This window comes from Pseudomonas sp. HUK17 (assembly GCF_001566765.1).
The window spans coordinates 275,515-287,920 of record NZ_LSMW01000012.1; the positions used below are offsets into that span (position 1 = coordinate 275,515).

The following is a 12,406-nucleotide window of genomic DNA, read 5'->3' on the forward strand; positions in this document are numbered from 1 at the left end:
GGGTGCAGGCGCCTTGTTGGGGACCTTGCCTCGGATCATCAAAAACCAAGCGTAAGGCATCCTGCCAACGCCCGGTCAGATAGGTTTGAACCACCAGCGCACTCACGGACGACCTCCGGCAATATACTGCCGGTAGTATGGGTCCTTGGCGCACTATCGGCAATATAATGCCAAAATCGCGACTTTAAGAACTGCGTTTGGGCATTAAATTGCCGTTTCTGCTGTGACCGGCGCGCTACCTCGGCGCCCAACGATCACCAGCAGTACCGCGGCGCCGGCCGCCATCAGCAGCGGCAGGGCATGGCCGGTGAGCCATTGGCTGGCAGCGCCGGTGACCAGCGGACCGACCAGGCAACCGAGGCCCCAGAGTTGGGCGATGCAGGCGTTGGCGCTGACCAGCTCGGCGTCACGGTAGCGCTCGCCCACCAGGATCAGTGCCAGGGTGAAGAGGCCGCCGGCGGTGGCGCCGAACAGCACCAGCAGCGGCCAGACGCCCGGGGTGTGCAGCAGCAGTGGCAAGGCCAGGCTGACCGCCAGCAGCCCCAGGGTGCAGCCTAGGAACAGGCCCTGGCGCGAGAGGCGGTCGGCGAGCAGGCCCAGGGGCAGCTGCAGCAGAGCATCGCCCACCACCACGGCGCTGACCATGTACAGCGCCAGTTGCTGGCCGAAGCCCTGGTTGAGGGCATAGACCGGCAGCAGGGTAAGGATCATCGCCTCGAAGCAGGCGAACAGCGCTACCGCCCAGGCGATGGCCGGAGCGCCGCGGCAGAAGTCCAGCAGCGCCTGCCAGGCGGCGGTGTGGCCGCCGGCGGCTGGTGCGCCCTGGCGGCCGAGCAGCAGGGTGGCGCCACCGAGCATGAGCAGGGCGCCCAGCCAGAAGCCCTGGTCACCCTCGGTACCGAGCGCGCCCAGCAGCAGCGGACCGGCCAGTTGGCTCAGGGCGTAGCTGCTGCCGTAGAGGGCCACCAGGCGACCCCGCCAGCGATCGGTGATGACCTGGTTCATCCAGCTTTCGCCCAGCACGAAGACCAGGGTGAGGATGGCGCCGAGCGCCAGGCGAAGAAGCAGCCACAGAGGGTAGCTGGGCAGCAGCGACAGCAGAATCAGCGAGGCGGCACCCGTCACCAGGCATAGCTGCATCAGTCGTGGCGTGCCGACTCGTGAAGCGAGGCGCCCGGCCAGGCTGGCGCCGGTCAGGATGCCAATGGCCGGCGAGGCGGCCATGACACCGATGGCGAAGCTGCCATAGCCCCAGCCCTCCAGGCGCAGCGAGACCAGCGGCATCGACAGGCCGATGGCCAGGCCCACGCTGATGACACTGCCCAGTACGGCGAAATAGATGGCCCAGGGCATGGGGGAGGGTGAGGAAGTCATGGGCTTAGCCTAGCTGATGAACGCGGACGACGGACAGTCGCCAAGAGCCGCTATAGAGCCACCGGCAGCGGCCTGGGTTCTGGCACGGTTGGCCTTTGCCAGGCTTTCGCGTAGCGTGCGCGCTACCTGAAGCCGGTTGAGAGATAACAGAACATGCGGAAATGGCAGTGCATCGTGTGCGGCTATATCTATGACGAAGCCCTGGGCTGGCCGGACGACGGCATCGCTCCCGGAACGCGCTGGGAAGATGTGCCCGAGGATTGGTTGTGCCCGGATTGCGGCGTGGGCAAGGGTGACTTCGAGATGATCGCCATCGGCTGATCGGCTCCGCGTGCGCCACGCGGACACAAAAAAGGCATCGCACGAGCGATGCCTTGTGGCTGCAGCGGCCATCCCTGCCGCCTCATCCTCAGCCTTCGATGCTGTCCTTCAGTGCCTTGCCCGGCTTGAACGCCACCGTGTTGCTCGCACGAATCTTGACCGGCTCGCCGGTCTGGGGATTCTTCCCCATGCGAGCACCGCGATGACGCGGCAGGAAGGTACCGAAGCCGACCAGCGTCACGCTGTCCTTGCGGTGCAGCGCATTCGCGATCTCGTCCAGCAGCGTGTTGAGCACGACGTTGGCTTGTTCCTTAGGAAGTCCGACTTTTTCTGCAATCACAGTCGCCAATTCAGGCTTGCGCATAGCTACCTCTCGTGGAGTCATTTTTAGCCGTGTGGGCGTCGCATGGCTTTCCTGGCAAAGCGATTACCCCCGGGATAGAGGGTGGCCCGACACAAAGATCGTTGGTGCGACAAAAGTCGAACCGGATAGCGTTATAAGGCAAAGCCGAGAAGAGCGAAAGTTAATTAGCAGACTATTAGCCGTTGGTAGGATGACTGACCCCGGCTTCGGCCTTTATCCGCTGATTTGCGCACTATTTGTGGACAGATTGTCCACAATATGACCAATGGCGAGGCCGTCCAGATTTTAGCGAGATGCTCTGGCAAGCCACTGTCGGGTCGAATGGAGCGTCTTGATGTCAAGGCGTCTTTGCATCATTTCGTTACCAAAACGACCGGATGGCGGAGCGGCCAGAAGGCTCCGCCATCGCTAGCAAACCGGCGCCTAGGTCGACATCACCGTTTGCCCGGCGGAGGCCTGACCTTCCAGGCGCCGTTCCAGCGCCTTGGGCTCGATCACCAGGCGCATGCCATTGCTGGCCTGAGTGCGGCCCCAGTCTTCCAGCAGCTCCATGCAGGCGTGGTCGATATAGGAGACGCGTTCCAGGGGCACGTGCAGGGTGGTGCCCGGCTTGACCTGCTCCAGCACCTTGGTCAGCTGGGGCACGCGCAGGAAGGTCGCGGCGCCCACCAGGCGCAGGTCGGCCTGGTCCGGCTGGTCTTCGCGATAGGTCAGGCTGACCTTGAGCTGTGCCGCCTTGACCGCCAGGAAGGCGATCGACAGACCGAAGCCCACCAGCACCCCGGTCAGCAGATCGGTGGCGACGATCATCAGCGCGGTCAGGGCATAGATGGCCATGGGCGCGCGGCCATAGCGCTTGAGTCCGGTCAGCGACTTGGGATCGGCCAGCTTGACGCCGGTGAACACCAGTACGCCGGCCAGGCTCGCCACCGGTACCAGCTTGAGCACGAAGGGCAGGGCGGCGACGAAGGCCAGCAGCCAGAGGCCGTGGAAGATGGTGGAGGCGCGACTGGTGGCGCCGGCCTGAACATTGGCCGAGCTGCGCACGATGACGCCGGTCATGGGCAGCGCCCCGACGGCGCCGCAGAGCAGGTTACCGATGCCCTGGGCACCCAGTTCGCGGTCGAAGTGCGAGCGCGGCCCGTTGTGCATGCGGTCCACCGCGGCGGCCGAGAGCAGGGTCTCGGCACTGGCGATGAAGGCCAGGGCGAGGGCGGCTACCACCAGCTCGGCGTTGGCCAGCATGCCAAGATCGGCGAAGGTCACCCAGTCGATGGCATCGGCCAGGTTGTTGGGCACTTCGACCCGGCGGATGTCCAGCGCCAGCCAGAGACTGGCCAGGGTCGCCAGGGTCACGCCGATCAGGGCGCCGGGCAGGAAGCGCAGCGGCTGTGGGCGGAATTTCTCCCACAGCCACATGCTGGCGATGGTCAGCAGGCCGATCAGCGCCGCCTGGGCGCCGCTGCCACTGCCGTTCCACTGGCCGGCCGCGGTGAGGGCGGCGCCCGGGAAGGCCAGCAGATTGGACAGGCCCGACGCCGCTGGTTTGGCGTCCAGCATGACGTGCAGCTGCGAGAGCACGATGAGGATGCCGATGCCCGCGAGCATGCCGTAGACCACCGCTGGCGAGGTGACGCGGAACCAGGCACCCAGCCGGGTGAGACCGGCGACGAGCTGCATGAGACCGGCCAGTAGCAGTACCGGGCCCAGGGCCTCGAGGCCGTGCCGGTTGATCAGGTCGAACACCAGCACCACCAGGCCGGCGGCCGGACCACTGACCTGCAGCGGCGAGCCGGCGAGAAAGCCGACCACCAGGCCACCGATGATGCCGGTGATGATGCCCTTGGCCGGTGGCATGCCGGAGGCGATGGCGATCCCCATGCACAGCGGCAGGGCGACCAGAAACACTACGAGTGAGGCCAGGGCGTCGCGCGACAGGTTGCGCCCCGGGGTCTGTTGATTGCCAAGCATGGTCCTGGTCCTCCAGCGACTAGGAAAAAGGTGCCCGCGCGTCATATCACGTCATATGACACGGTGCGGGATTTAGGCGGCTAGCGGAAAGGGTGGGCGATCCCGATGGAGCCCCAGGTGGGATCGTCCGGCGCGGTGCGCTGTTATAGGGACGGGTCCAGGGACCCGTCTCCGGGCGGCCAGCCGGCGAACCGGATGACCGCGGTGGATCAGGCCTGCTGCAGGCGCGGACGCGGGGTGGCGACTGGCATGTTTTCGCCATCCAGGGGCAGGAAGCGTTCCTGCTGGGCGTCGTAGGCCTTGATCTCGCTGGTCTCGATGGAATAGACCCAGCCGTGGATCTGCAGCTGACCACTGGCCAGACGCGAAGCCACCGAGGGGTGGGTGCGCAGGTGTACCAGCTGGGCCACTACGTTTTCCTCGGTCAGGAAACCCAAGGTGCCGCCGTGGCCGCAGTCGCAATGGCTATGGTCTTCGACCACGGTACGGGCGACCTCGGCATGGCGCAGCCAGACCTTTACCGTCGGCATCTTTTCCAGCGGATCGGGATTGAGTACGGCTTTCATGGCGCCGCAGTCGGAGTGGCCGCAGATGATGATGTGCTTCACGCCCAGGGCTACGACCGCGTATTCGATGGCGGTGGAGACGCCGCCGTTCATCTGGCCGTAGGGGGGGACCACGTTGCCGACGTTACGGGTCACGAACAGATCGCCTGGCGAACTCTGGGTGATCAGTTCCGGGACGATGCGCGAGTCGGCGCAGGTGATGAACATGGCCTTGGGCGACTGTGCACTGGCGAGTTTCTTGAACAGCGCTTCCTGTTCGGGAAAGACATCCTGGCGGAAACGCTTGAAACCATCGACCAGCTGCAGGAGGGCCTCGTCGGGTGCGCCGAAGGTATCCGTGTTGTCGCTCATCTGTTTCTGACCTCTCTCAAGTACGCAATGGCAGCGGCAAGCGCTGGTTAGTGGCTAGACGCCCCCTGGCATCGCTTCGATACGCCCCGGCCATCTCGGGCTCTGGTGGCTTCATTTTCCGGCAATCCATCGCGTAGTCGGGCGGTGTCCTGGCACCCGGTGTCGCATCTTGGTGAACACAACCTTAATCCACGCTGAAACAATAGCTCGTGACCGACAACGCAGAAGATATTTCAAACTAATACTGAGATCATCCCGCCATTATCGCGACATGATCAGTGCATTTAGCCCTTTTATCGACACGAACCCTGCATTTCGCCACCGGATCACGCTTTTCCCCGTGAAGAAAATGTAAATCGCGATAGCCGAACAGATTTCCTTGATGATCAGTGGCTTGCGAAAGATGTGCAAAAATGTGAACACAATGCCGCTGGTGGAGATTGCTCGCCTTTCTCCCGCTTTGCATCCAGCCTGTGATCTGCGGCACAGTGCCGCAGCCTAGACCTTTCGCCAGCCTTTCAATAGCTCCAATGCCCTATGAGACAAGGGTTTGGTGGCTTTGCTCGACGCATGCTCCTGCAAGCCGTCCGGATCCAGGTCGATAATTGGCCTCAGGATCTGCCGCCAGCGGTCGATAGGGGAACTTTCCAGGCTCAACGGAAACTCTCCATGTCCTTTCGCAACCTCTCCATCGCGCGGCGCGCCACGCTCGGTTTCGCCTTTATCGGTCTGCTCCTGCTGCTGCTCGGCGGCACCGCCCTGGTCAAGATGAACGATATCCGCGCCTCGGGCCTGGCCATCGAAGAACGCGCCATGCCGCGCGTGGCCGCCCTCGACGAGCTGACCGCCCTGACCCTGCGCCTGCGGGTGCTCTCCTATCGTCTGCTGCTCAATCGCGAGCCGGAGATCATCGCCAAGACCCAGGCCTTGTTCCAGCAGCGCAACGGCCAGATGCGCGCCGCCCAGCAGCGCTACGAGGCCTTGATCCAGTCCGCCGAAGAACGCACCGCCTACGGTCGCTACGGCCAGTTGATCGCCCAGTACGACGGTCTGCAGCAGCGCATGCTGGCGTTTTCCGCCGCCGATCAGCTGGAGCCCCTGCGCCGGCTGCTCAACGAAGACCTGCTGGCCAACTCCGATGCGGTCAATGGCGTGCTCAAGCAACTCACCGACCTGGTGGATCAGCAGACCGCCGCCGCCAACGCCCAGTCCGCTGCCGACTATAGCCATGCCATCCAGTGGCTGGTGCTGCTGCTGGCGGCCACTGCGCTGCTGACCGTGGTCTTCGCCTGGCTGCTGATCCGCAGCATCACCCAGCCCATCGCCCGGGCCGTGCGGGCGGCCGAGGTGATCGCCACCGGCGACCTCAGCGAAGAGATCCACAGCGAAGGCCGCGACGAGGCCGCGCGCCTGCTGCAGGCCATGAAAACCATGCAGGGCCAGCTGCGCCAGACCCTGCAGGGCATCCTTGGCTCGGCCACCCAGCTCGCCTCGGCGGCGGAAGAACTCAATGCCGTGACCGATGAATCCAGTCGCGGCCTGCAGCGCCAGAACGCCGAGATCGAACAGGCCGCCACCGCGGTGAACCAGATGTCGTCGGCGGTGGACGAGGTGGCGCGCAACGCCGTCAACACCTCCCAGGCCTCCCAGGAGTCGGCCGGCGTGGCCCGTGACGGTCGCGACCTGGTACAGGAAACCGTGGGCGCCATCGCCACCATGAGCGAAGACGTCCAGCACGGCGCCACCCTGGTGGGCGATCTGGCGGTACAGGTCAACGACATCGGCAAGGTGCTCGACGTGATCCGCAGCGTGGCCGAGCAGACCAATCTGTTGGCGCTCAATGCCGCCATCGAGGCCGCGCGCGCCGGGGAAGCCGGTCGTGGCTTCGCCGTGGTGGCCGACGAGGTGCGGGCGCTGGCCCATCGCACCCAGGAGTCGACCCGCGAGATCGAGACCTCCATCGGCACCATCCAGCAGGGCACCGATCAGGCGGTGGCGGCCATGCGCAGCAGCACCGAGCGTGCCCAGTCCACCCTGGAAGTGGCGCGCGGCGCCGGCCATGCCCTGGAGCGCATCCATGGCGCCATCGGCGGCATCAACGAACGTAACCTGGTCATCGCCAGTGCGGCGGAAGAGCAAGCCCAGGTGGCTCGCGAAGTGGATCGCAACCTGGTGAACATTCGCGAGTTGTCGGTCCAGACCGCCGCGGGTGCCGAGCAGTCCAGCGCCGCCAGCGCCGAGCTGTCGCGCCTGGCCGTGGACCTCAATGGGCTGGTGACGCGCTTCCGCCTGTGACCCTGGCGCGTCCGGTCGCTGTGGTGACCGTACGCTGCGGCACTAGCCGGGACCGAGCAGCTGCAGCACGCCGGTCAGCAGCACCAGCAGGCCCAGGGGCGAGGCGAGAACGGACAGCAGCAGGCACCTCAGGCGAGGGCCGCGCGGGGTAGGGCAGGTCGTCATGACGTCAGGCAGCTCCGTAGCGAAAACCGGCGCCACGCTGGGCGCCCGGGGCCAATTTTCGCCTGTACCGGCAGCGACGTCATGCCAAGAAAAGGTAAAGATGGGTAAAGCCACCGCTGCCCCGGGATGACTCTTCCCGGGAGCGACGGCGCGCCGGGCTAGACGCGGAAGCGCGCGGCCAGGCTGTGGATCTCGCGGGTCAGCTCGGCGAGCTGGCGACTGGAGGTCTCGATCTGGTCGGCGCCACGCTTGGACACGCCTGCCAGTTCGCGGATGTTGATCAGGTTGCGATCCACCTCGCGGGCGACCTGGGCCTGCTCCTCGGCGGCGCTGGCGATGACCAGGTTGCGCTCGTTGATATCGCCGATGGCGACAAAGATGTGCTCCAGGCTCTGGCCAGTGCGCTCGGTGGTCTCGAGGGTGGTACCGGCCAGGGTGTTGCTACGCTGGATGGCGGTTACCGCCTGGCCGGTGCCGGCCTGGATGTTGCCGATCATCTGCTCGATCTCCAGGGTCGACTGGCGGGTGCGCTGGGCCAGGCTGCGCACCTCGTCGGCCACCACGGCGAAGCCACGCCCGGCATCGCCGGCACGGGCGGCTTCGATGGCGGCGTTGAGCGCCAGCAGATTGGTCTGCTCGGAGACCGCGCGGATCACGTCCAGCACCTTGCCGATCTGGTTGGCCTGCTGCGCCAGACTGGCGATCACGGCTTCGCTTTCGTTGACCGTGGTCTGCATGCTCTGCAATTCGCTGAGGACCTGGGCCACCTGGCCACGACTGCCGGTGGCCAGGCGATCGGATTCGCGGGCGGTATCCGAGGTGGAGGCGGCATTGCGTGCCACCTCTTCCACGGCGGTGGTCATCTCGGTCACCGCGGTCACGGCCTGTTCCAGTTCCTGTTGCTGCTGGTTCAGGGTGCGATTGCTCTGGGCGGTGACCTGGCCCAGTTCCTGGGCGGCGCCGTCGAGTTGCTCGGCGGTGCGATTGAGCTGGGCCAGGGTGTCGCGCTGGCGGCGTTGCAGGGTGGCGAGGCCGGCGAACAGCTGGCCGATCTCGTCATGGCTGCGCACCTCGATGCGGCGGGTCAGATCGCCTTCGCTCATGGCGGCGAAGTGCTCGCCGGCTTCGTTCAACGGGGCCAGCACCCGGCGGGCGATGAACCAGCCGGAGAGCACCGCCAGCAGCAGGGTCAGACCAACCAGTACCAGGGTGCCGATCTCGGCCTGCAGCACGCGGCTGTCGGAGGCGGCCAGGGTGGCGTCGATGCGCCCGGTGATCTCGTCGGTAAAGACCTTGCGGGTGTCGGCGAAGGCGGTGCTGGCGTCCTTGGCGCCATCGCTGATGCGGATGTAGCCCGGCAGATCACCGGCGCGGCAGGCCTTGATCTGATTTTCCACGATGACCTTGTAGGCATCGAAGGCCTTGAGCATGGCGTCGATCTGGCCGCGCAACTTGGGCTCGGTGGTGCTGGCCAGCATCTCGGTGATCAGCGTGCGGGCGATGTTCAGGCGTTCCAGCGCCAGCACCGTGCCTTTTTCGGCCTTGGCCGCATCGCCATTGACCCGATCGAGCATGGCGGTATGGGAGTTGGCACTGGCGCGGCTGATCCAGGTGGCGGCGTTGTTGACCTTGTCCAGCTGCTCCATGGTCAGACTATCCAGGTCGCGGATCTGCTGGGCACTGGTCCGGGCGCTGAGCCACCCATACAGGCAAGCCAGCAGCAGGCAGGCGACGAACAGGCTGAGGACGCTGTACATCCCCGTTCGAATTCTTGTTGTTTTTTTCATGATGGGCTCTCTGAAGACGTCGCTGGCTGGGGTCGCAATACGACTTTGGTAAGGCTATTCGCCAGCAGTACGCCAAAGGCATGAGCAGGCGTCGATGGCTTGGAGCCAGTCGGTATCAGTTAAGCGCCGAAAAGTCGTCGGATGTCTTCAGAAGGGCAGGCAGGGTGGGCCCGACGGACGCCGGGCCCGGAGGGATCAGGACAGCGGGGTGAACTGGATGACTTCGACCCAGTAGCCGTCGGGGTCCTTGATGAAGGCGATTTCCTTCATGCTGCCGTCGGTCAGGCGCTTCTGGAAAGCCACGCCCAACTGCTCGAAACGTTCGCAGGCGGCGCGGATGTCCGGGACCGCCACGCAGGTATGGCCGAAGCCACGCGGATCGCTGTTGCCGTTGTGGTAGCTGAAGGCGGCATCGTTCTCGGTGCCATGGTTGTGGGTCAGCTCGAGAATGCCCGGCGTGGATTTGCGCCAGCGCTGGCGGGCTTCCGGGTCTGTCGGCACCTGGTTGCGATCGACCAGGGCGAGGAAGGTCAGGCTGAATTTGGCGTCCGGAAAGTCCTTGTGATCGACCACGGTGAAACCCAGTACGCGGGTATAGAAGTCCAGCGAGGTCTCCAGGTTCTTGACCCGCAGCATGGTGTGGTTGAAGACGAACTCGCGGGTGGCGGCGTCGGGCTGGGCGGTCACGCCCGGCAGGTTGTCGAATTGGCTCAGCGACATCAGAAGTCTCCATTGAAGGGGTGTGGAATTTGGAGAGGCGGCCCTGCGCAACGTTCCCGCCAAGGGGCGGCGCCTGGGCAATCGCTCACGAAAAAGGGCGGGAAGTCTAAAGGCTTCCAGGGCCGCTGCCCAAAGCTTCCTGAGGCTCCTGGCCGCTGCGCTGGGCGACGAGTGGTCGAAACCACCCGGTTAGAGCCGTAGTCGGATTTTACAAGCGCACTGCCTGTGCGATCCCAAGGAGACTGATATGAGCAGCACCAGCGACAAGATCAAGGGTACCGCCAAAGAAGTGGCCGGCAAGGTCAAGCAAGGCGTCGGCGATGCCACCGACAACTCGCGCATGAAAGGCGAGGGTCGTGCCCAGGAAGCCGAAGGCAAACTGCAAAAGAACGTGGGCAAGGGTAAGGAAGCGGTCAAGAACACCATCGACCGCGCCTGAGTCCAGTCGTGATGAAAAGGCCGCCCCCCGGGCGGCCTTTTCTTTTGCCTGTCAGGCCGGATCCAGCTCCGGATAGTGACGGAAGATGCCGTTCTCGCTGAACGGCAGGCGGCGCGACGAGGCCAGGTAGGCGGCGATGTTGGGCAGGGCCGCCACCCGTTCGGCCACGGCCAGGACCCGCGGGATCTCCGGGGCGAGACGATGCATGGCGTTGGGGAAGGCATAGGTCAGGCCGGCCACCACCTGGAACAGCGACAGGTCGACATAGGAGCGCTGCTCGCCCACCAGCCAGGTATCACCCGCCGGGTTGTAACCCAGCACCCGTTCGAAATAGCTCAGATAGGTACGGATTCGCTCGCCGGCAAAGGCCTTGGCCCGGCGCCGGGCTTCGTCCTGCTGCTCTTCATAGGTCAGGGAGATGGCCACCGGATGGTGGACATCGTGGGCCTCGGCGGTGAGGTCGGTGATGGTCAGTTGCAGGCCATGTACCCAGAAGCGTGACTCCTCGTCCGGCGGCACCAGGTCCAGCTGCGGCCCCAGGTACTGGAGGATGTTGGCGACATGGGAAACGACCTCGTCGCCGGCCTTGAGAAAGGGCGGGGCGAAGGGTGGGCGGTGGGTCTGCTTGCCTTGCAGGTAGTCCTCCATGGCGGGTATGCCCAGGCCTTCGTCCTCCGGGGCGTTGCCCACATCCAGGTAGTCCGCGCCGGCTTCTTCGAGCGCCAGGCGGACGAATTCGCCGCGGCCCTGGATGCTGGGCCAGTAGTGCAGTTCATAACGCATGGAAACCTCCGTCGTCTGCTGGGAATACGGGTCCAGGAAGGCTGACTCCCTGCGGGGTTCGGAGGTTTTCCCGCCGTGCGGCTTTCACGACGAAGCGCACAACCAATTCCCATCGCTGAGACTCCTATCAACCAGCGGCTAGCAATGAGGACGGTGGGATGACGGTCAACAGCAAGCGGACGGCTCCATGCGCATAGGCATTCTCACCCACGTGAAACACCCGGTACGCCAGCCGTTCGCCGGTGGTCTCGAGGCCTTCACCTACGACATCACCCTGCAACTGCGCGAGCGTGGCCATGGGGTGACTCTGTTCGCCAGTTCGGCTTCGGCGCCGGAGCTGGAGGTGGTACCCATCCTCGACGACGGCAACTACGGGACGGATGGTTGCCGGCGCAAGCGCAACGTACTCAGCTCCGAGTACCTCGACGAGCACCACGGCTATCTCGACTGCATGCAGCGCATCGACAGCCATGGCTTCGACGTCATTTTCAACAATGCCCTGCACTATGTGCCGGTGACCATGTCCGGGCTGATCCGCACGCCCATGCTCACGGTGCTGCATACCCCGCCGTTCTTCGAGTTGATCAACGCCATCGGCGAATTGCACAAGCGCGGTGGCGGTCATTACTGCACCGTGTCCCAGGCCAATGCCGACAACTGGGCGCACCTGGCGCCGGCCTGCCACGTGATTCCCAACGGCATCGATCTCGACGCCTGGCGGCCACGCGGTACCCCAATCGGCGACCATGCGCTCTGGTTCGGTCGCCTGGTGCCCGACAAGGGGCCGCACCTGGCGCTGGACGCCGCACGGGCGGCCGGTGTGCCCCTGCGCCTGGCTGGCCAGGCCACCGACGAGCGTTACTTTCGCCAGGAGATCGCGCCGCGTCTGGGTGACCAGGCCGTTTACCTCGGTCACCTGGACCGCACCGCCCTGGCCGTCGAAGTCGCCCAGGCCCGCGCTTGCCTGGTGACCCCTTGCTGGGACGAACCCTTCGGCCTGATCGTCGCCGAGGCGCTGGCCTGTGGTACGCCGGTGGCGGCCTTCGCCCGCGGTGCCCTGCCGGAACTCCTCACCGCCGAGACCGGCGCCCTGGCCCCGCCGGGTGATGTCCCGGCACTGGCCGCAGCCCTGCGCGAGGCCCTGTCGTTGTCCCGCGAGGCTTGCCGAGCGCGGGCCGAGGCCCAGTGGAGCCATCGCCAGATGATCGATCGCTACGAGCGCCTGCTCGCCGATGTCGCCGCCGGTCGGGTGGCCCGTGGCTAGACCGCC

12 protein-coding genes and 1 pseudogene are annotated in these 12,406 nt (G+C 65.2%); 5 read left to right on the top strand and 8 right to left on the bottom strand.

Features of this window, described 5'->3' with window-relative positions; all coding sequences use genetic code 11:
- Positions 1–204 precede the first annotated feature (204 nt).
- On the bottom strand, positions 205–1,353 hold the full coding sequence (locus tag AX284_RS08230) for an MFS transporter (protein ID WP_068384579.1): 1,149 nt from the start codon (positions 1,351–1,353) through the stop codon (positions 205–207).
- A gap of 174 nt (positions 1,354–1,527) precedes the next feature.
- Here AX284_RS08230 and AX284_RS08235 point away from each other — a divergent pair, with 174 nt between their 5' ends.
- Positions 1,528–1,695 (top strand): rubredoxin, encoded by a 168-nt coding sequence (locus tag AX284_RS08235; protein ID WP_007161456.1) that lies wholly within the window; start codon positions 1,528–1,530, stop codon positions 1,693–1,695.
- Between the two features lie 88 nt (positions 1,696–1,783).
- Here the strand turns inward: AX284_RS08235 and AX284_RS08240 are convergent, their stop codons facing one another.
- The 3 genes from AX284_RS08240 to AX284_RS08250 form a co-directional block, all read right to left on the bottom strand.
- Positions 1,784–2,059, bottom strand: a complete 276-nt coding sequence (locus AX284_RS08240) for an HU family DNA-binding protein (protein ID WP_017639309.1) — start codon at positions 2,057–2,059, stop codon at positions 1,784–1,786.
- Positions 2,060–2,482: 423 nt separating this feature from the next.
- A complete protein-coding gene (locus AX284_RS08245) occupies positions 2,483–4,030 on the bottom strand; it encodes a SulP family inorganic anion transporter (RefSeq protein ID WP_068384581.1) in 1,548 nt (515 codons plus the stop codon).
- A 209-nt stretch (positions 4,031–4,239) separates the two neighbouring features.
- Complete coding sequence (locus AX284_RS08250) at positions 4,240–4,947, bottom strand: carbonic anhydrase (protein ID WP_017639311.1); 708 nt, start codon at positions 4,945–4,947, stop codon at positions 4,240–4,242.
- Positions 4,948–5,616: 669 nt separating this feature from the next.
- On the opposite strand from AX284_RS08250, the pseudogene AX284_RS12330 reads away from it, so the two are divergent.
- A pseudogene (locus AX284_RS12330) lies at positions 5,617–6,387 on the top strand (MCP four helix bundle domain-containing protein); the annotation flags it as partial.
- Positions 6,379–7,242 (top strand): methyl-accepting chemotaxis protein, encoded by an 864-nt coding sequence (locus AX284_RS12335; RefSeq protein WP_371099768.1) that lies wholly within the window; start codon positions 6,379–6,381, stop codon positions 7,240–7,242. The pseudogene AX284_RS12330 and the gene AX284_RS12335, both read left to right, overlap by 9 nt.
- A 42-nt stretch (positions 7,243–7,284) precedes the next feature.
- On the opposite strand, the gene AX284_RS12145 is transcribed toward AX284_RS12335, so the two are convergent.
- The 3 genes from AX284_RS12145 to gloA all read right to left on the bottom strand — a co-directional run bounded on the left by AX284_RS12145 (position 7,285) and on the right by gloA (position 9,914).
- A complete protein-coding gene (locus AX284_RS12145) occupies positions 7,285–7,407 on the bottom strand; it encodes a hypothetical protein (protein ID WP_256562921.1) in 123 nt (40 codons plus the stop codon).
- A gap of 158 nt (positions 7,408–7,565) precedes the next feature.
- The gene (locus tag AX284_RS08260) at positions 7,566–9,194 is read right to left on the bottom strand and encodes a methyl-accepting chemotaxis protein (protein ID WP_082731533.1); all 1,629 of its coding nucleotides are present in this window, start codon (positions 9,192–9,194) and stop codon (positions 7,566–7,568) included.
- 195 nt (positions 9,195–9,389) lie between these two features.
- Complete coding sequence (gloA, locus tag AX284_RS08265; protein ID WP_017639315.1) at positions 9,390–9,914, bottom strand: lactoylglutathione lyase; 525 nt, start codon at positions 9,912–9,914, stop codon at positions 9,390–9,392.
- 247 nt (positions 9,915–10,161) lie between these two features.
- Here gloA and AX284_RS08270 point away from each other — a divergent pair, with 247 nt between their 5' ends.
- The gene (locus AX284_RS08270) at positions 10,162–10,353 is read left to right on the top strand and encodes a CsbD family protein (protein WP_026083651.1); all 192 of its coding nucleotides are present in this window, start codon (positions 10,162–10,164) and stop codon (positions 10,351–10,353) included.
- 51 nt (positions 10,354–10,404) lie between these two features.
- Here AX284_RS08270 and AX284_RS08275 read toward each other — a convergent pair whose 3' ends face one another.
- Positions 10,405–11,136: a glutathione S-transferase gene (locus AX284_RS08275; protein WP_068384583.1), complete on the bottom strand. Its 732-nt coding sequence runs from the start codon at positions 11,134–11,136 to the stop codon at positions 10,405–10,407.
- A gap of 187 nt (positions 11,137–11,323) precedes the next feature.
- On the opposite strand from AX284_RS08275, the gene AX284_RS08280 reads away from it, so the two are divergent.
- Complete coding sequence (locus tag AX284_RS08280; protein WP_068384585.1) at positions 11,324–12,400, top strand: glycosyltransferase; 1,077 nt, start codon at positions 11,324–11,326, stop codon at positions 12,398–12,400.
- Positions 12,401–12,406 lie beyond the last annotated feature (6 nt).

Coding starts and splice junctions, on each gene's coding strand:
- AX284_RS08230 (WP_068384579.1), bottom strand. CDS start 1,353: ATGCCCTGGGCCATCTATTTCGCCGTACTGGGCAGTGTCATCAGCGTG.
- AX284_RS08235 (WP_007161456.1), top strand. CDS start 1,528: ATGCGGAAATGGCAGTGCATCGTGTGCGGCTATATCTATGACGAAGCC.
- AX284_RS08240 (WP_017639309.1), bottom strand. CDS start 2,059: ATGCGCAAGCCTGAATTGGCGACTGTGATTGCAGAAAAAGTCGGACTT.
- AX284_RS08245 (WP_068384581.1), bottom strand. CDS start 4,030: ATGCTTGGCAATCAACAGACCCCGGGGCGCAACCTGTCGCGCGACGCC.
- AX284_RS08250 (WP_017639311.1), bottom strand. CDS start 4,947: ATGAGCGACAACACGGATACCTTCGGCGCACCCGACGAGGCCCTCCTG.
- AX284_RS12335 (WP_371099768.1), top strand. CDS start 6,379: ATGCAGGGCCAGCTGCGCCAGACCCTGCAGGGCATCCTTGGCTCGGCC.
- AX284_RS12145 (WP_256562921.1), bottom strand. CDS start 7,407: ATGACGACCTGCCCTACCCCGCGCGGCCCTCGCCTGAGGTGCCTGCTG.
- AX284_RS08260 (WP_082731533.1), bottom strand. CDS start 9,194: ATGAAAAAAACAACAAGAATTCGAACGGGGATGTACAGCGTCCTCAGC.
- gloA (WP_017639315.1), bottom strand. CDS start 9,914: ATGTCGCTGAGCCAATTCGACAACCTGCCGGGCGTGACCGCCCAGCCC.
- AX284_RS08270 (WP_026083651.1), top strand. CDS start 10,162: ATGAGCAGCACCAGCGACAAGATCAAGGGTACCGCCAAAGAAGTGGCC.
- AX284_RS08275 (WP_068384583.1), bottom strand. CDS start 11,136: ATGCGTTATGAACTGCACTACTGGCCCAGCATCCAGGGCCGCGGCGAA.
- AX284_RS08280 (WP_068384585.1), top strand. CDS start 11,324: ATGCGCATAGGCATTCTCACCCACGTGAAACACCCGGTACGCCAGCCG.